General features: G+C 71.2%; 17 protein-coding genes. 9 read left to right on the top strand and 8 right to left on the bottom strand.

What is annotated here, in order from left to right; translation table 11 throughout:
• Nucleotides 1–40 precede the first annotated feature (40 nt).
• On the top strand, nucleotides 41–3205 hold the full coding sequence (locus tag DCE93_RS12405) for a M14 family metallopeptidase (RefSeq protein WP_205647434.1): 3165 nt from the start codon (nucleotides 41–43) through the stop codon (nucleotides 3203–3205).
• Between the two features lie 280 nt (nucleotides 3206–3485).
• A complete protein-coding gene (locus DCE93_RS12410; protein WP_165906024.1) occupies nucleotides 3486–3932 on the top strand; it encodes a pyridoxamine 5'-phosphate oxidase family protein in 447 nt (148 codons plus the stop codon).
• A 10-nt stretch (nucleotides 3933–3942) separates the two neighbouring features.
• On the opposite strand, the gene DCE93_RS12415 is transcribed toward DCE93_RS12410, so the two are convergent.
• On the bottom strand, nucleotides 3943–4317 hold the full coding sequence (locus DCE93_RS12415; protein WP_108596149.1) for a VOC family protein: 375 nt from the start codon (nucleotides 4315–4317) through the stop codon (nucleotides 3943–3945).
• 93 nt (nucleotides 4318–4410) lie between these two features.
• On the opposite strand from DCE93_RS12415, the gene DCE93_RS12420 reads away from it, so the two are divergent.
• Nucleotides 4411–5217 carry an MOSC domain-containing protein gene (locus DCE93_RS12420; RefSeq protein WP_108596150.1) on the top strand — a complete coding sequence of 269 codons (807 nt, stop codon included), beginning with the start codon at nucleotides 4411–4413 and terminating at the stop codon, nucleotides 5215–5217.
• Between the two features lie 54 nt (nucleotides 5218–5271).
• Here the strand turns inward: DCE93_RS12420 and DCE93_RS12425 are convergent, their stop codons facing one another.
• The 3 genes from DCE93_RS12425 to DCE93_RS12435 form a co-directional block, all read right to left on the bottom strand.
• Complete coding sequence (locus DCE93_RS12425; protein WP_108596151.1) at nucleotides 5272–5784, bottom strand: methylated-DNA--[protein]-cysteine S-methyltransferase; 513 nt, start codon at nucleotides 5782–5784, stop codon at nucleotides 5272–5274.
• Nucleotides 5785–5873: 89 nt separating this feature from the next.
• Nucleotides 5874–6641: a hemerythrin domain-containing protein gene (locus DCE93_RS12430; protein WP_108596769.1), complete on the bottom strand. Its 768-nt coding sequence runs from the start codon at nucleotides 6639–6641 to the stop codon at nucleotides 5874–5876.
• Between the two features lie 93 nt (nucleotides 6642–6734).
• On the bottom strand, nucleotides 6735–8138 hold the full coding sequence (locus DCE93_RS12435) for an HNH endonuclease signature motif containing protein (RefSeq protein WP_168186225.1): 1404 nt from the start codon (nucleotides 8136–8138) through the stop codon (nucleotides 6735–6737).
• A 224-nt stretch (nucleotides 8139–8362) separates the two neighbouring features.
• Here DCE93_RS12435 and DCE93_RS12440 point away from each other — a divergent pair, with 224 nt between their 5' ends.
• The 4 genes from DCE93_RS12440 to DCE93_RS12455 all read left to right on the top strand — a co-directional run bounded on the left by DCE93_RS12440 (nucleotide 8363) and on the right by DCE93_RS12455 (nucleotide 11843).
• Complete coding sequence (locus DCE93_RS12440) at nucleotides 8363–8947, top strand: dihydrofolate reductase family protein (RefSeq protein WP_108596153.1); 585 nt, start codon at nucleotides 8363–8365, stop codon at nucleotides 8945–8947.
• A 33-nt stretch (nucleotides 8948–8980) separates the two neighbouring features.
• Nucleotides 8981–9268 (top strand): DUF1905 domain-containing protein, encoded by a 288-nt coding sequence (locus DCE93_RS12445; RefSeq protein WP_108596154.1) that lies wholly within the window; start codon nucleotides 8981–8983, stop codon nucleotides 9266–9268.
• A gap of 123 nt (nucleotides 9269–9391) precedes the next feature.
• Nucleotides 9392–10609, top strand: coding sequence for a glutaminase A (glsA, locus tag DCE93_RS12450; RefSeq protein ID WP_108596155.1), 1218 nt, complete (start codon nucleotides 9392–9394; stop codon nucleotides 10607–10609).
• A 121-nt stretch (nucleotides 10610–10730) separates the two neighbouring features.
• The gene (locus tag DCE93_RS12455; RefSeq protein ID WP_108596156.1) at nucleotides 10731–11843 is read left to right on the top strand and encodes an epoxide hydrolase family protein; all 1113 of its coding nucleotides are present in this window, start codon (nucleotides 10731–10733) and stop codon (nucleotides 11841–11843) included.
• A 19-nt stretch (nucleotides 11844–11862) separates the two neighbouring features.
• Here DCE93_RS12455 and DCE93_RS12460 read toward each other — a convergent pair whose 3' ends face one another.
• On the bottom strand, nucleotides 11863–12093 hold the full coding sequence (locus tag DCE93_RS12460; protein WP_108596157.1) for a hypothetical protein: 231 nt from the start codon (nucleotides 12091–12093) through the stop codon (nucleotides 11863–11865).
• 165 nt (nucleotides 12094–12258) lie between these two features.
• Between DCE93_RS12460 and DCE93_RS12465 the strand changes: the two genes are divergently transcribed.
• The gene (locus tag DCE93_RS12465; RefSeq protein WP_108596158.1) at nucleotides 12259–15162 is read left to right on the top strand and encodes an ATP-binding protein; all 2904 of its coding nucleotides are present in this window, start codon (nucleotides 12259–12261) and stop codon (nucleotides 15160–15162) included.
• Here the strand turns inward: DCE93_RS12465 and DCE93_RS12470 are convergent.
• The 3 genes from DCE93_RS12470 to DCE93_RS12480 form a co-directional block, all read right to left on the bottom strand.
• The gene (locus DCE93_RS12470; protein WP_108596159.1) at nucleotides 15159–15431 is read right to left on the bottom strand and encodes a DUF4242 domain-containing protein; all 273 of its coding nucleotides are present in this window, start codon (nucleotides 15429–15431) and stop codon (nucleotides 15159–15161) included. The two genes, DCE93_RS12465 and DCE93_RS12470, sit on opposite strands and share 4 nt — an antisense overlap.
• An 88-nt stretch (nucleotides 15432–15519) precedes the next feature.
• On the bottom strand, nucleotides 15520–16830 hold the full coding sequence (locus DCE93_RS14700) for a hypothetical protein (protein WP_108596160.1): 1311 nt from the start codon (nucleotides 16828–16830) through the stop codon (nucleotides 15520–15522).
• 69 nt (nucleotides 16831–16899) lie between these two features.
• Nucleotides 16900–17118 carry a hypothetical protein gene (locus tag DCE93_RS12480; protein WP_108596161.1) on the bottom strand — a complete coding sequence of 73 codons (219 nt, stop codon included), beginning with the start codon at nucleotides 17116–17118 and terminating at the stop codon, nucleotides 16900–16902.
• Nucleotides 17119–17239: 121 nt separating this feature from the next.
• Between DCE93_RS12480 and DCE93_RS12485 the strand changes: the two genes are divergently transcribed.
• Nucleotides 17240–17518 carry a DUF4232 domain-containing protein gene (locus tag DCE93_RS12485; RefSeq protein ID WP_146185000.1) on the top strand — a complete coding sequence of 93 codons (279 nt, stop codon included), beginning with the start codon at nucleotides 17240–17242 and terminating at the stop codon, nucleotides 17516–17518.
• The last annotated feature ends 12 nt before the right edge of the window (nucleotides 17519–17530 follow it).

A 17530-nucleotide genomic window follows, 5' to 3' on the forward strand; every position in this document is an offset into this window, starting at 1 on the left:
AAAGATGAGGAAGGTTCATTCGCGTACGAGGGAGTTCGCCGTGTTCCGTGTCAGCATCGCCCGTCAGCTCGCCGCAGCCACCGCCGCGGCCCTGATCCTCACGGCCGTCAGCGCCGCGCCGGCCGTCGCGAAACCCGCGCCGCCGACGGGCGACGACCATCTCGCGGTGTATTCGGGCACCGTCGATGCCGACGGGCTCGCAGCGATCGTCGACCTCGGCGTCGACCGCCGTGACATCGTCGCAGCACCGAGCGACGGCGACCCGAACCAGCTCGCCGTCGAGGTGATCATCTCGGGCGAGCAGGCCGAGGAACTCGCCGAGATGGGCACCGAACTGGAGCAGAAGGCGCCGGATGCCTCGCAGCGCTCGTTGCAGGCCGACCCCACCGTGTTCCGGCGCTATTCGGGCGCGGGCGGGCTGCAGGAGGAACTGCAGGCGCAGGCCGCGGCGCATCCGACCATCGCCGAGCTCGAGGTGATCGGCCAGACCGTCAACGGGCAGGACATCAACGCCGTGCGGGTGACGAAGAACCCCGCACGCGCGAAGGACGGCAAGCTGCCGACGACGGTGTTTGTCGCCGCGCAGCACGCTCGCGAGTGGATCACGCCCGAGATGGTGCGGCGACTGCTCGACCAGGTGCTGAACTCCTACGGATCCGACCCGCGCATCACGCAGCTCGTCAACACGACCGAGATGTGGTTCATCCCGGTGGCGAACCCCGACGGCTACGACTTCACCTTCGAGGAGGACCAGCGGCTCTGGCGCAAGAACCTGCGCGACAACAACGGCGACGGCGTCATCACGGTCGGCGACGGCGTCGACCTGAACCGCAACTACCCGACTCGATGGGGCTACGACAACGAGGGCTCGTCGCCGAACCCGGCGAGTGAGACCTACCGCGGCCCCGCGCCGGCCTCCGAGCCCGAGACGCAGGCGCTCGACTCGCTGTTCGCGCGCATCACGCCCGAGTTCTTCGTGAACTACCACTCGGCCGCCGAGCTGCTGCTGCACGGCCTCGGCTGGCAGGTCGCGACCCCGTCGCCCGACGACGTGATCTACGAGGCGATGGTCGGCGACGACGCGAACCCGGCCGTGCCGGGCTACGACCCCGACATCTCGGCCGAGCTCTACGTGACGAACGGCGACACCGACGGGCACATGCAGGAGGCGTACGGCTCCCTCGGCTTCACGCCCGAGATGGCGACGTGCGAATCGGCGTCGGAGTCGATCCCCGACGACCAGTGGGAGGCCGACGACTGCGAGAGCGGCTTCAACTTCCCCGACGACGAGGGGCTGATCCAGGCCGAGTTCGAGAAGAACGTGCCCTTCGCGCTCTCGGTGGCGGAGTCGGCGCTCGACCCGAACGACCCGGTCTCGGTCGTCGATCGCGAGGCGGCCGACTTCACGGTCGACTCGTTCGACGTCTCGTACGGCGACTCGCAGCCCGTGGCCGTCGTCGCCAAGCGCGACCTGATCGCGAAGTTCATGAACTACCGCATCAACGGCGGTCGCAGCCAGCTCGCGCTCGTGAAGGAGTGGCAGGGCGGCGAACGCTACGGCGACGAGAACGACGACTACCTCGCCGAGTACCGCGGTACCGTACGGGGCGCGAGCCCGGGCGACTCCGTCGAGGTCTGGTTCTCGGCGTTCCCGCCGATTCGCGACGTGCTGAAGGGCGAGAAGTTCCGCAAGATCGAGAGCGAGCACTTCACGTACACGCTCGCGCAAGACACCGGCAACGAGGTGCTCGTGATCGCCAACGAGGACTACACGGGCGTGAACCCGACGTACCCGGCCGGCACGACCGCGCCGAAGTACCTCGACGAGCACGTCGCCGCCCTTGAGGCGAACGGCGTGACCCCCGATGTCTGGGATGTCGACGCCCAAGGCGTGCCGCACGACCTCGCGGTGCTCAGCCACTACGACACCGTGCTCTGGTACCTCGGCGACAACCGATTGACCCAGGATCCGGAGGACGAACTCACCGAGGTCGGCAGCGGCGCGCTGCCCGACCTGTCGGTGGCCGAGCGCACGCAATACCTCACGATCGCGGTGCGCGACTTCCTCAACGAGGGCGGCAAGCTCGCGTACACGGGCGAGACCACCGGCTACTACGGAGTGCTCGCCGGCACGCTCGGCGGTCTGTACTACGGCCTGAACGGAGCGCCCGAGCAGCCGTGCGCCGTCACCGAAGACCTCTTCAGCGACTGCCTGCTGTACGCCGACGACTTCACGCAGTACTGGCTCGGCGCCTACAACCGCACGTCGCTCGCGGCGGGCGGCGTGCTCGGCACCGCTCTTCCGCTCGACGGGTTCGAGTCGCTCTTCGGCGGGCCCGCGACAGCCGACAACGCCGTGGATGAGGCGGGTGCGCTCGCCCCGACGAGCGAGGTGCTGCCCGTCGACGAGTTCCCGCAGTTCGAGAGCGCGGCGATCGCCGACTACCTCGACCCGCAGGGGCCGTTCATCGCGATCGAGGGCGAGTGGGCGATGGCCGCCTCGCACATCGACGACGGCTACCAGCGTCTCGGCCGAACCTTCGACCTCACGGGCGTGACGGCGGCGGATGTCCCGGCATTCGAGGCCCAGATCTCGTTCTCGACCGAGGAGGCGTACGACCACGTGATCGTCGAGGCGCGCCAGGTGGGCACGGATGCCTGGACGACGCTGCCCGACGCGAACGGCGGCACGACGTCCGACCTGCCGGCCGAGTGCGAGGTGGGCTTCCTCGTCGACGAGCATCCGCAGCTCGAGCACTACCTGACGGTCGCCGACCCGTGCCTGCCGACCGGCACGACCGGCGAGTGGAACTCGTTCACGACGACGTCGGATGGCTGGGTGCCGGTGTCGTTCGATCTCAGCGCCTTCGCCGGTCAAGAGGTCGAGATCGTCGTGAGCTACGTGACCGACCCGTCGACGGGCGAGACCGGGCTCATCGTCGATGACACGCGGCTCGTCGTCGCCGGCGCACCGACCGAGGCCGAGGGCTTCGAGGCCGGGCTCGGCGCCTGGACGGTGCTCGGAGCTCCCGAGACGAGCCCGGGCAACGTGACCGACTTCGAGCGCACGCGCGGCCTCGGCGGGATCGTCTCGGCCGTGCGCGCGGCCGACTCGATCATGCTCGGCTTCGGACTCGAACAGCTCGAGTCCGATGCCGCACGGGCCGACGCGGTCGGGCGGATCCTGGCGTACCTGCAGGACTGACCGCACCGAGAGGCCGCGTGGATGCCGCGTGGATGCCGCGTCGCGAGGTTGATCGCGACGCGGCATCCGCTCTGTCGCCCCGCGCGCTGTCGCGCTGTCGCTCTGTCGCTCCGGTAGGTCGGTACTTCGGTACCGGCCCGGCGCGCACGTCAGCGGTCGCGACCGCTGAGCACTGATCACCGGCGTCGCTTCCGACACATCGCGTCTGCACGCCATGTCGTCTCGTAGTCTCGGTCTGACAGAACGACGACGACGCGATGACGACCTCGGAAGGAGCGCAATGGCCGACGCCACGCTGCTCACGCTCGACCCCTCGAACGACGTGCACACCCGCGCGATCGCGCGCCTCGAACGCGAGCGCATCGCCTGGTTCACGAGCACGAGCCGAAGCGGGTTTCCGCACGCCGTGCCCGTCTGGTACCTCTGGCACGAGGGTGCCGTGGTCGTGCTGAGCGAGCCCGCCGCGGTGAAGGTCGCGAACGCGAAGCGCGACCCGCAGGTGCTCGTGCACCTCGAGTCGGGCGCCGACGAAGAGCAGCTCACCGTGCTGCAGGGCACCGTCGAGGTGCTCGACGGCGCCGCATCCGAGTGGATCACCCGCATCGGCGAGGCCTACCTCGCGAAGTACGCCGCCGACCTGCCGCCGCTCGACCTCACCCTCGAGTCGATGGCCCGGCGCTACAGCACCGTGCTTCGAGTGACGCCGGTGAAGCTCATCGCCTGGTGAGCGCGGGCCGCTACTGCGTGGCCCAGACCCCGAGCTCATTGCCGCTCGGATCGGTGAAGTGGAAGCGCCGGCCGCCGGGGAACTCGTAGGGGCCGTTGACCACCTCGCCGCCCGCGGCGGTGACGGCCGCGACCGTGGCGTCGAGATCGTCGCTGAAGAGCAGCACGAGCGGGCCGCCCCTCGTGACCTCTGCGGCGAGCGCGAGGCCGCCGGCCTCTTCGCCGTCGGCTTCGGCGGTCGTGCGGATGCCCGCGTACTCGGCGCCGTACGAGGTGAACTGCCAGCCGAAGGCCGCGCCGTAGAACGCCTGCGCGGCGGCCATGTCGGTGACCGGGATCTCGATGTAATCGATGCTCAGCGGAATGAGATGCTCATGCGTTGCCATGCGCGCAGGTTCCCACCGACCACCGACAGTGCCGGCTCCGACAGCGCGGGCTACCGACAGCGCGCTCCAACGACGTTTCGCTAGCATTCACGGATGCAGGTCACACGCCTCCGGGTCTATCCGGTGAAGTCCTTCGCCGGATACGACGTCGATTCGGCCGAGGTGCTGCCGTGGGGTCTCGCCGGCGACCGGCGCTGGGGTGTCGTCGATGCATCCGGTGCCCCCGTGACGGCTCGCGAGCGGAACGGGCTGCTCTCCCTGACGGCCGAGCCGCTCGCCGACGGCGGCCTCCTGCTCGGTGAACGCAGGCCCGGCGCCGGCGACCCGCTTCGCGTCGACCGGCCGACGGATGCCGAACCGATCATCGTCGGTCATTCGCGCCAGGGCACGGCCCTGCCCGCGGGCGCCGAAGCCGATGCGTGGCTGAGCGCACGGCTCGGCATCGACGCGCGACTCGTGTGGCAGCCCGACCCCCGCGAGCGCACGGTCAACCCGCGCAACGGCGGCCTGCCCGACGATCGGCTGTCGCTGGCGGATGCCGGCCCGGTGCTGCTCGCGAGCGAGGCATCCCTCGCCCAGCTCGACGCCTGGACCGACGAGTCGACGTCGCCGCTCGACATGCTGCGGTTCCGGCCGAACATCGTGATCGACGGCGATGAGCCGTTCGCCGAAGACGCCTGGCCGTTCGTCGAGCTCGGCGAGGTGCGGTTCCGCATCACGAAGGTGTGCGATCGCTGCGTGATGACCCTCATCGACCCCGAGACGCTCGCGCGCGGCAAGGAGCCGATTCGCACGCTCGCGAAGCATCGCCGCTGGAGCGGCCAGACCTGGTTCGGCGTGCTCATGGTGCCGGTGTCGGGAGGCTCGATCGCCGTCGGCGACGCGGTGCAGCCGGACTAGCCGCGGTGCGTCCGCGACGACCGTTCGGCAGAACCGACAGCGCCGAGTTTGCGGCTAGAAGAGCCTCGCCTGCGCGACGACCGGCGCACCCTCGAGTTCGAGCAGGAATCGCTTGCGTTCGAGACCGCCGGCGTAGCCGGTGAGCGACCCGTCGGCCCCGACGACCCGGTGGCACGGCACGATGATGCTGAGCGGGTTGCGCCCGACGGCACTGCCGACCCGGCGGGCGAGGTTGCGGTCGCCGAGACGGGCCGCGAGCTCGCCGTAACTCGTCGTCGCGCCGTGCGGGATGTCGCGGAGCATCGCCCACACCGCGTGCTGGAACTCATCGCCAGTGGGCGCCGTCGGCACGTCGAACGTCGTGCGCCCGCCCGCGAGGTACTCGTCGAGCTCGACCCCGAGTCGCGTGATGAGCTCGTCATCGCGGGCGACGACCTCGACCCCGATCGAGCCCGCGACCGGCGGATGCCAGTGCTCGGGGAAGTAGATGCCGACGAGCGCGTCGCCGTCTGCGACGACCAGCAGATCGCCGAGTGGCGTCGTCAGGGTCGCGTGGCGTCGGGACATGGCTCCATCATCGCCCCGATCGCCGCGGGCGACGACCGTGTCGAGCGCGGGAATCGGACTTCGTCGTCGAGAGGAGCCTCGCGGCCCCGTCACCGCCGCGCGCGACCCGTCAGCGCCGCTCGGTTCGCCTCGTACTTCGGCTTGCCGATCAGGCGCCAGATGAGCCGCACCGGGCCGGGCAGGTGCGCGCGCTGCCACTCGACGCCGCCATCGGGCTGTGCGGCGAGGATCGCACCGAGTTGCTCGAAGGTCTTGCCCTTCGGCGTCGCCTTGCGCCCGTGTTCGGAAAGCGCATCGATCTCTTTCGGCGTGAGCGTCACCTCCATGACCGGCACGATGTTCGCCTCTTCATCGGGCAGGTGCGCGGCGAGCGCGGCCGTGATGCCGTCGAGTGCGAAGAGCACGCCCGCGGCATCCGCAGATCGGCCGCTCGCGCGCCACGCGGGAAGTGCCGCGTCGAGCTCGTTGAGGTGCACGAGCAGCGCGGCATGCTGCTCCTTCATGCGGGCGACGTGCACGGCGCACGACGGCGCCCGGGTCTCGAGCGTGCCCCACAGCATGGTGTCTTCGCCCTCGTGGTGGGCGTGCAAGCCGACCGAGAGCAGCTCGAGGTGGTCGCCGACGACGTCGGCGTGCGCGGCATCCGACTCGGCGACACCCTCGACGAGCGCCCGGCTCTCACCGAACCCGGCGCGGAAGAACCGGTGGATCTCGGCCATGCCGCTCGCGTCGCAGGTCTTCGCCGTGCCGGGCGCCGGGCCAGGTGTGCCGGGCGTGCGGCCGGGCTCGCGGCCGGGCGCGCGACCGGGCGTGCGGCCGGGCTCATCGCCGCTCGAGGGAAGCGCAGTGGCGGGCATGTCGACTCCGATCATCGATGAATGGAGCAGTCGCACGCGACCCTACGACTTGACGGATGCCGCGGCAAGACCCCGCCCGAGTGGCCGATCCCATCACGCGGCGCGCGGAGTCGCGACGTCGTGCCGGTCGGCGAGCCTCGTCGGCGACTTGGTGACGACACGCCAGCCTCCGCCGGGATCGAGCCACGCGGGTGGCCTCACGTGCGGCACCCCGCGGATCATACGGATGCCCCAGCCCGAGGTGTCGATCGTGCGGTGGTGGAACCAGCAGAGCAGGGCGCCGTTGTCGGGATGCGTCGGGCCGCCTTCGGCGTCGGGCACGACGTGGTGGATCTCGCACCAGGCGGCGGGCACGGTGCATCCCGGAATCAGGCAACCGCCGTCGCGCAGCGTGATCGCCCGCCGTTGGTGCGCGGTGAAACAGCGCTCGGGCGAGCCGAGCTGCATGATGCTGCCCGCGTCGTCGAGCACGACGGTCTGCACGCCGCCGGTGCACATCATGTGCCGCGCGGCACGCAGCGAGATCGGCACGTCGAGACCGTCGGCATGCGCAGCGCCGCGACCGGCCTCGAGGTCGCGCGCCCGCACGCTCACGAGCACGGTCGGCGCGGCGCCCCCGATCGACGGATGCTCGCCCGAGCGCGCCGCGGTGTCGATCACCGCGGCGAGCACGTCGTGGCGTTGCTGCTCGCCGGTGCGGGTCTCGGCCTGCACGGCGAGGTCGGCACGCTGGGCATCGGTGAGAAAGCCGCCGCCCGAACGCGGCGACAGGTGCGCGTCGAAGAGGCGCACGAGCTTGGCCGCGACCTCTGGCATGAGCTCGCCGGTCAGCGGAACGAGCCCGTCGCGCGGGCGGCCGAGCCGCACTCCGCGGCGACGCATGGCGCGCTCGTCGTCGGGCTCGGGCCCGTCTTGGTCGAGAAAGGTCGCCCACGCCCGCGCCTGCACGAGCAGCTCGTCGGCGGTGCACCGCACCGGGGCACCGTCACCCCGGCCGGTGGCCTCGGCGACGAGCGCGCGTTCGGCCGCATCGACCGCGGCGGGGTCGGCGACGCTGCGACCGCGCTCGAGTTCGCGGGCCGTCGTGCTTGCCGCATCGACCCCGAGATCGCCCGCGGCGAGGGCGGCCGCCACATGCGGAAACCGCGGCTCGAGCACCTCACCGGTGAACCCCTGGCGCGGCCGAGTCGCGGCCCCCAAAGCGAGTCGACGCCGGGCCTCGGCGCTCGAGACCTGGGTGACCCGCTCGACGAGCTCTGCCGCGGAACGGCACCCTTTGCGCGACGACAACCGCTCGCTGCCCAGCTCGACGCGCGACCGCTCGCCGATCTCACCGGCGTAGGCCACCCGGCGCGCATCGACGAGCCGGCCGAGGCGTTCGATCACGCCGGTAATCGTCAGCAATTCGTCGTCGGAGCAGCGCACGGCATCATCGAATCGCCGCGCGTCGACGAGCGTCGAGCAGAGCTGCTCGAGCAGGGCGCGGGTTTCGTTCATGCATTGATTCTCGTGCCACCCACCGACATCCGCTGCGCTCGGAAACCCCAGATCAGCCTGTGGAAAACCCGCGCTTAAGTGCGCCTGTGGAGGACGAGTCGAAGCCGCAGAGAACCGGCCGACAAGATCCCCTTCCCAGCTTCGACCCATTCGGCAACCATGGAACCATCCGCTCGCAGGAACACGCAGGAACACGCAGGAACTCGCAGTGAAGGGGCACGAACATGCGCAAGATCTCCGTGACGAACAACATCTCGCTCGACGGCGTCATGCAGGCGCCCTTGTCTGCCGACGAAGACACCCGCGGCGGCTTCACCCTCGGCGGCTGGGCGCTCGGTGGCAGCAGCGACCCCGAGCTCGGCGCCGAGATGGCCGAGGGCATGGCGAACACCGGCGCCATGCTCTTCGGCCACCGCACCTACGACCACATGGAGGCCTTCTGGCCCCACCAGACCGACGGCAACCCCTTCACCGAGCACCTCAACACCACCGAGAAGTTCGTCGTGACCCGCGACCCCTCACTCGAACTCGGTTGGCAGAACTCCACCGTCGTCGCGGGCGACGCCGTCGAGACGGTCGCCGAGCTCAAGGCGGGGGATGCCGGTGACCTCTCGATCCTCGGCAGCGGCGAGCTCGTGCGCGCTCTCGCGTCGGCGAGGCTCATCGACGAGTACGTGCTGATCATCCATCCGGTGCTGCTCGGCAGCGGCCAGCGCATGTTCGAGGGAGTGCACCAGCAGCTGCGACTCGTGAGCAGTCTCGCGACGTCGACGGGCATCACGCTGGCCCGGTACGCGCCCGCGAACTGAGCGCCGCGGCGCGGCCGCGGGTAGCATCGCGGCATGCGTATCCGCTTCACCGCCGAGATCTACGAATGGTCGGCGCGCAGGAACTGGTTCTTCGTCGACGTTCCGCCCGAGCCGAGCGCCGACATCTCAGACCGGCCGCGGATGCCTCGTGGCTTCGGCTCCGTGCGCGTGATCGCGACGATCGGCGGCACGACGTGGAGCACCTCGATCTTTCCCAGCGGCGACACCTACGCGCTGCCGATCAAGAAGGCGGTGCTGAAGGCCGAGGGCGTCGGTCAGGGCGACGAGATCACGGTCGACCTCGACGCGCTCGACGGGTAGGGCGGCGACGCGGCGACGCAGTGACGCGGCGAGCCAGCGACCCGGCGCGCAGCGCCGCGGCGCGCAGCGCCGCGGCGACAACACCCCCTACCCCCGCGCACCCCGACCTCCTAGGCTGACCCCATGGCCGGCCAACTGCGGGACCCGGTTCGTCACATGCTCGAGTCGGTGCTCGACGATGTGCGAGCGCTGAGCACCGGCGCGGTCGCCTCCTACATCCCCGAGCTCGCGATGGTCGACCCCGAGCGGCTCGGCGCAGCGCTCGTCAGCACCCACGGCGTGGTGCACGAAACCGGCGACAGCGACGCCGAGTTCACGATCCAGTCGGTGTCGAAGCCCTTCGTGTTCGCGCTCGCGGTCGACGCGCTCGGTCTCGCCGAGGTGACCCGGCATGTCGGCCTCGAGCCGAGCGGCGAGCCGTTCAACGCCATCAGTCTCGAAGCGACATCCGGCCGCCCCCTGAACCCGATGATCAATGCCGGCGCGATCGTGACGACCTCCCTCATGCGCGGCGATACGGCCGAGGAGAAGTTCGCCCTGGTGCGCGCGGGACTCGAGCGCTTCGCGGGCCGCGACCTCACGGTCGACGACGACGTGTTCACCTCCGAGGCATCCACCGGCGACCGCAACCGGGCGCTCGCCTACCTGACCCGCTCGGCGGGCACGCTCGCGTCGACGGCCGAGGTGGCGACGACCGCCTACTTCCGCCAGTGCTCGCTCACCGTGAACGCCCGCGACCTCGCGATCATGGCCGCGACGCTCGCGACCGGCGGCGTGAACCCGGTGACGGGCGAACGCGTGATCAGCGAAGACGCCGCCCGCTGGACCATGGCCGTCATGACGAGCTGCGGCATGTACGACGCGTCGGGCGACTGGCTCGTGCGCGTCGGACTGCCGGCGAAGAGCGGCGTCGGCGGCGGCATCGTGGCGGTGCAGCCCGGGCAGTTCGGCATCGGCACGTTCAGCCCCCGCCTCGACGAGCGCGGCAACAGCGTGCGCGGCGTCGCGACGCTCGAACTGCTGTCGGAACGCCACGGCCTGCACATGCTGCAGCACCACGGCGCACCCCTCTCGCCGATCGCGTCGCTCAAGCGCGACGGCGCCGACACCGTGGCCATGCTGCGCGGCGAGATCTTCTTCGCCGGCGCCGAGGAGGTGCTCACCCGTCTCTCCCCCTTCGTGAGCGACGAGGGATGCCTCGTGCTCGACTTCTCGGGCGTGACCCGGGTCGGCGACGGGTCGAAGCCCGTGTTCGCGACGGCGCCGACGCTCGTGGGGCTGGCGCCCGACGGGCACGCGCGCGTGGTCGTGCGCGATCCCGAGGGCGTGCTCGGCGAGTGAATCGAGCGGATGCCGCGGGCCGCCGCGGCATCGCACCGCACCTGCCTGCCTGCCTGCCTGCCTGCCTGCCTGCCTGCCGCACTGTGCCGGCACTGTCGGAGGCACCCGCTACCGTCGCTGCATGACTGCAGTGCAGCGGTTCGAACTCCACGTTTCCGATGAAGTCGTCGACGATCTGCGCGCCCGCCTCGCTCGCACCCGCTTGCTCGACGACTCGCCGCGCAAGCCGCCCTCGGGCATGAGCTCGGCATACCTGCGCGAGCTCATCGACGAGTGGATCGACTGGGACTGGCGCGCCCGCGAGTCGTGGCTCAACGGGCATCCGCAGTTCATCGCGCAGATCGACGACGCGGCCGTGCACTTCGTGCACCGGCGATCAGGGCGAGCGGATGCCCCGGCGGTGCTCATCATGCACGGCTGGCCGCACACCTTCGCACTGCAGCTCGAGTTCGCCGACCGCCTGCCCGACTTCGATGTCGTGGTCGCGAGCCTGCCGGGCTTCGCATTCTCGTCGCCCTACGCCGAGGGCCCGATGTCGGAGCGACGGCTCGCCGCGACGATGCACGCACTCATGACCGAGGTGCTCGGCTACGAGCGATACATCACTTACGGCGAAGACGTCACGGCCAACGTGAGCGACCTCATCGCGGCGAGCTACCCCGGCCACGTCGCCGGCATCGTCGCCACGCACGCGCACTTTCCCACGAGCGACGAGCGCGCCGCCCTCACTGAATCGGGCGAAGTCGCGTTCTTCGCCGGGCTCGCCGAGCGGCACGAGACCGACGGCGCCTACGGGCACGTGCAGGCGACCCGGCCCGACACGCTCGCCACGGCGCTCAACGACTCCCCCGCCGGGCTGCTCGCCTGGCTGGCCGAGAAGCTCGTGGAGTGGAGCGACACGCCGCCGGGCGATCCGCGCGCGGTCGAGCGGCGCATCTCGCGCGAGCAGATCCTCACTGAGGCGATGATCTACTGGGTCACCCAGACGATCGGGTCGTCGTTCCGCCCGTACTTCGAGGGCGCCGACCAGCCCGACCCGATTCCGCCGACCTCGGTGCCCGCGGCGGTGTTCATCCAGCGGCACGAGGCGGCGTATCCCGAGTCGCTCGCTCGCCGGCACTACCTCGACCTGCGCGTGTTCGACCGCCTGCCGCAGGGCGGCCACTTCACGGCCGCCGAGGTGCCCGACGAACTCGCGGCACGCCTGCGCGAGTTCGTTGGGTCCCTGGGCTGACGGGGTTCACCTCCCCGAGTCACTTGCCGGTCGTCGGCGACAGGTCGTCGTCGACCACCTCGGTTTCGGTGCAGAGCCCTTCGGGAGCCCGGTCGCGGATGTACGCGGGCAGGTGGCACACCTCCGTCGACGACATCTTCACCTGGGTCGATCCGGCGCCGGCACCCGCGCCGCCGTCGGTCTGGCCGCATCCGGCCAGCACGCCCACGGCCAGAACGGCCGGGACGACGAGGAACGCGCGAACGTTCATGATCCTTGTCCTTCCGTGATGCGGGCTCCTGAACGAGCGCCGCTGGCCTCACGGTAGAAAGGGCGCGAGCGCGCCACATGACGAGGGCCGCCCATCTTCGCGCGTACGCGGGCGTAGTCAATTCGGGTCATCGCCGCGCGCACGGGCTCGCACTATCGTGAGGGGATGCGGGAATGGTCCGCCCCGGCGCTGCCGGCGGGTTGGACGACCTCCGGCCAGCCACCGTTCGTCGCTCGACACGAAGAGGTCGCCGCGCTCGACGCGGCGTGGACCGATGCGCTCGCGGGCGCCGGCCGCGCGGTCTTCGTGAGCGGCGAGGCGGGCTCTGGCAAGTCGCGGCTCGTGAGCGAGGTCTGCACCCGGCTGAGCGCCGACGGCGCGGCGGTGCTCACGGGCTCGTGCATCCAGGAGTTCGGGGCGCCGTTCGAGCCGTTCGACGAGCCCCTGCGCGTGCTGCTGCCCGCGTACCGAGAGGATGCCGCCGAGGCATCCGCTGTCGAAACGGTCGAGTTGCTCGAACGCGTGCTCGAACGCACCGGTCAGGATGCCGCGGACCGCTCGATCGGCCAGGAGCGCGTGTTCGCCGCGGTGGTCGAGGTGCTGCGCGCGGCCGCGACGAGCCGCCCGCTCGTGCTGGCGCTCGACGACCTGCACTGGGCGGGGCCGGCGGCGGTGCAGCTGCTCGGCCGGGTCGTCGAGGGCACGACCGATGCCCGCGTGCTGCTGCTCGGCACCCTGCGCAACTCGCCCCCCGACCGCTCCGACACGCTCGCCGATTCCCTTGCACCGCTCACCCGACTGACCGGGGTGCACCGCGTCGAACTCGTTCCCTTCACCGTTGAGGAGATCGCCGACTACGTCGAGATCCGCGCCGGCATCTCGCGCGCCGGCGCTCGCGAGTCGGCCGAGGTGCTGCGCGAGCTCACGGGCGGCAACCCGTTCCTGCTGCGGGCGATGTGGCGCCCGGTCGTCGAGGCCGAGCGGCAGGGCAGCCGCCGCGTCATCGAGCTGCCCGACTCCGCCGGCGATCTGGTGAGATCGCGCATCGCGCTGCTCGACCCCGCGCAGCGAACGGTGCTGCAGCTCGCGGCCGTGCTCGGCCAGGAGGTCGATGCGGGCGAGATGATCGGCATCAGCGAGACATCCGTCGATGTCACGCTCGAGGCGCTGGATGCGGCGGCGCGCGCCGGCCTGATCGAGGCGCCGCGCGAGGCGGGCGACCGCTACCGGTTCCCGCACGCGATCGCGCGCCAGGCGGTCATCGAGCTCATCCCGAACGCGCTGGTGCTGCGCACGCACGCCCGGATCGCGCAAGTGCTCGAGGCGGACTTCCCGACCGCGCCCCGGTTGATCCAGAGGCTCGCCTACCACTACACCGCCGCGCGGGCCCTGGGGTTCGGCGACCGTGCCGTCACCTACCTCACCCGGGCCGCCGAACTCGCCGAGGGCCGCTTCGCCTACGAGGACTCCGGTCGCCTGTTCGAGCACGCGGCCGAGATCTCGCCCGACACCGACGAGCGAGCCGAGCTGCTGCTGCGGGCGGCCGACAATTGGGATCTCGCGGCCGACACCGCGAGATCGCGCGCGATCTGCGAGCAGGTGCTCGCCGCGGGCACGCCGCGGCTGCGTCTTCGTGCGGCGATCAGGTTCGAGGATGCCTCGTGGCGGCCGGGCCTGCCAGGCCATCGCGCGCTCGACCTGCTGTCGTCGGCACTCGCGGGGATTCCGCACGACGACGGCGATCCGCTGTACATCGAGGCACTCGGCTCGCTCGCGCGCGCGACCGCATTCACCGGCGCGGTCGACGAGGGTGAGCGCATCGGCGACCGAGCAGTCGCCCTCGCCCGCGGCCACGGCGACGCCCAGGTGCTCGCCGCGAACCTCCGCGCGACGGCGACACTGACGCTCCGACCTCGTGAGCTCACGAAGCGGCTCGCGCGCACGACAGAGCTGACCCGACTGGTTCGACCGGTCGGCACGGAGTGGCTCGGCGCCGCGGCCCTGTGGCGCGCGGGGCTCTCGTACCTAACCGGTGATCGCGCCGGAATGGACGAGTCGGAGCGCGATCTCGTCGAGGTCAACCGGCGTTGGGGGCGGCACTGGGAGTACTGGGACGCGTGCCTGCGCTACGCGAGGGCATTCGTCGCGGGCCGCCTCGACGAGGCTGCAACCGCGTGCCGGCGCGCGCAGCGTCAGGAGACCGCGTTCCGGGGCGATGCGACCTCCACGGCGAGCGCGGTGCAGAGCTACATGGTGCGCCGCGAGTCGGGCGGGCTCGAGCGCTTGCGCGGCCTCATCACCGGCGAGGAGTCACCGGCCGACCGCTGGGCGCCCGGACTGCTCGCGATCTACACCGAGCTCGAACTCGACAGCCCCGCACAGCGCCTGCTCGATTGGATGCTCGAGCACAGCGGCCCCGACGCGGCCGACTCGAGCGACTGGCCCGCGCGTCTCGCGTTCATGGCCGAGGCCGCGCTTCGGCTCGGCGACCGCGCGGCGGCCGAGCGCCTGCATCCGTGGCTCGAGGAGTATGCCGGGCTGAACCTCATGTCGGGCATGTTCGTCGCCCTCTTCGGCGGCGCCGACTGCTATCTCGGCGAGATCGAGTCGCTCTGCGGCACCGGTTCGCCGATCGAGCGCTTCGACGCAGCCCTCGACCTCGCCGAGCGCGCCGAGGCACCGCTGCACGTCGCGGAGGCGCTCGCGGCGAAGGCCGCTCACCTACGCCGGTCCGATCCCGCCTCGCCCGCCGCGCAGGCGCTCGCGAGCCGCGCACTGGCGATCGCCGAGCCCGCTGGCCTGGTGCGAGTGATGCGATCACTCGGCGTCGGCGGGGCGGCATCCGCTCGCCTTGCCGGCGGGCTCACCGATCGGGAACGGGAGGTCATCGGGCTCATCGCCGAGGGGCGCAGCAATCGCGACATCGCCGCGGCGCTCGTGATCAGCGAGCACACGGCGGCGAACCACGTGCGCAACATCCTCACGAAGACCGGTGCGGTCAATCGCACGCAGGCGGCGATGTTCGCGCGCGAGCACGGGCTCGCGGGCGGCGGGCTCGCGGGCGGTTAGCTCACCGCGGCGAGGTTGCCGGTCGGCATCATGCGACCGTCGACTTCGGTGATGACGTCGGCGGGCATGCCGGCGCGCACGGCCGCCGCGCGGATCGCCTCCATCGACGCCGCCTCGTAGAGGCAGTAGCTCTTGCGACGGTCGACCGACAGGAAGGAGTAGAGCCACCGCACGTCTTCTTCATCGTTGATGAGGTTGATGTCGGCGGCGGCCTCGAGCGGCACCGGAACGTCTTCGGCGTAGTTGCGCTCGATGATGAAGTACGGCATCGGTGTTCCCCCTTTGCGCGTGTGGGGCACAGGCTACTCCTGATGCGGCGTGGCGGCTCCCCCTGCCGTTGCCGGCTCAGCTGCGGGCTCAGCCGCCACCACCACCACCGTCGCCACCGAACCCGCCGCCGTCGAAGCCGCCGCTGAAACCACCACCGCCATCGAAGCCGCCACCGCCGTCGACGAAGCCGCCGCCGCCCCCGTCGCCGAACGCGGTCGCACCGCCGCCTGCGAGATATCCCCCGCCCCACCCCCCGTGGTCGAAGAGCAGCGGCACCCCGAATCGGGAGTCGTCGCGCCGCTGCAGCAGCCCGCCGCCCACCCTGATCGGCTGCGCCAGCTCGCGGGCGACGATCGCGAGGCACGACGCGAGGCGCTCCGCCGAGATCGGCGCGGTCGAGCGGTACCAGGCCGGTGCGGTGCCAGTCTTCGCCGCGACCTCGGCGAAACGGTGAATCACGGATGCCTCGTCGAACAGCACCGCCCACGGCAGCAGCTGCTCCCCCGCGGCGAGCGTCGAGAAGTCCGCGTTCGCCACGGACTCGCGCCGCCGATTCGCCCGATCGCGCAGCTCGAGTCCGGCCGCATTCAGCGGGATCAACCGGGGCAGGAGCATCCGGAACCCGAGCGCAACGGCGCCGATGACGATCGCGCTCCAGGCGATCGATTTCGAGGGGTCGTCGGGAAGCCCGAGGCTGACGAAGCCCAGCACGATTCCGACTCCGCCCCCGAACGTGGCCGCACGGAAGCGCGCGGCCGGGCGCCGCTCGCGGTACCAGTCGGCCGCGTCGCGGAACCCGTCTCGCGTGACGGCGAGCAGCTGCCCGTTGTTCTGCACGACCCGGTCGACGTCGACGCTCGCGCCGCGCTCGAGCCTGCGCGAGCCGCTCGAGAGCCCGGGCGAGAGCAGCGCGTTCACCGTGCCGTCGGCGCCCTCGGAGTCGACGTCGGCGCGAGCGGCCAGCGGATACTCGCCGTCGAAGACGAGGTGGAGGTCTTCGGCGCTGCCCACGTCGCCGTCGCGCAGGTCGGCGGGGTCGCGTTGCGCGCGGATGTCGCGGCGGTCGTGAATCGCGATGACGCCGTTGACGGCGAGCTGCATGACCGTCGCCGGCAGCCACCGGCTCGATGCCGTGCCCGATACGAACCCGACGGGCAGCAGCCCCGCGACTTCGGGATCGACGACCGCCAGCGCGCTGCCCGGCTCGGGCCTGCGCAGCCACGCGACGATGAGCGTGCCGACGCAGACCGCGGCGATCAGCGATGCGGCGAGCGCGATGATCGGCAGCACGGCCGTGCTGAGGCCAGTGCTCGCGGATGCCGCGAGTGGGTCAGCGCCGGCGCCGGTCAGGTCGACGACGAGCTGCGGGAATGCCGAAACGATGGGGGTTCGCCACATGGGTGGAGGTTACTCCGGTTGAGGCGTCTCGGGCATTAGTCCGGCGAAGCGGCCTCAGCTGCGGGCCGTTCAGTCGTTGCGCGGCGTGCGGTGGCCGCCACCCGTGTCGAGGTCATCCCCGCCCTCGAGATCGGGGCCGTCGCTCTCGGTGATGTTCGCCCCCTCGAAGAACGGATCGACGCCGAGCTCGCGTGCGTGCTCGGCGCGCAAGCGCTGCTGCTCGTTCGCGTCGTCGGCGAAGTCCCGGTCGTCGCGGCCCGTGGTGTCGCGGCCCGTGGTGTCGCTCATGGTCGTCCCCTCGATCGATGCGTTCAGGCTAGTTCGCCCTCCGCGCCGCCGCACGGGGTTGCGCTCCGGGTGTCGGCGAGCCACCCGCACCTGCCCGGCGCATGGGCCATAGCCTGAGCTGGTGACTCGACTGACCGCTCGAACCGGCCGCGTGGGCGACGACGACCCGCCGACGCTCACACTCGAGCCCGGGGCATCCGTCGCCGCTGCCCTGACCGCCGTGAACATCGACCCCGACGGCGGCCCGCTCGACGACTGCCCTGTCGTGCAGGGCAGCGACTACCTCGTGTACCCGCCGCACAGCTTCACGGGCGTCACTGTGTCGACCGGCGAGCCGGTGCCGGCCTGCGAGAGCTCGGCGGAGTTCCTGCATGTGGGGCCGGTGCAGCAGCAGGGCTGAGCCTTGCATTGC

Origin of the sequence: Agromyces badenianii (assembly GCF_003070885.1) — a bacterium.
GTDB classification, from domain to species: Bacteria; Actinomycetota; Actinomycetes; order Actinomycetales; family Microbacteriaceae; genus Agromyces; species Agromyces badenianii.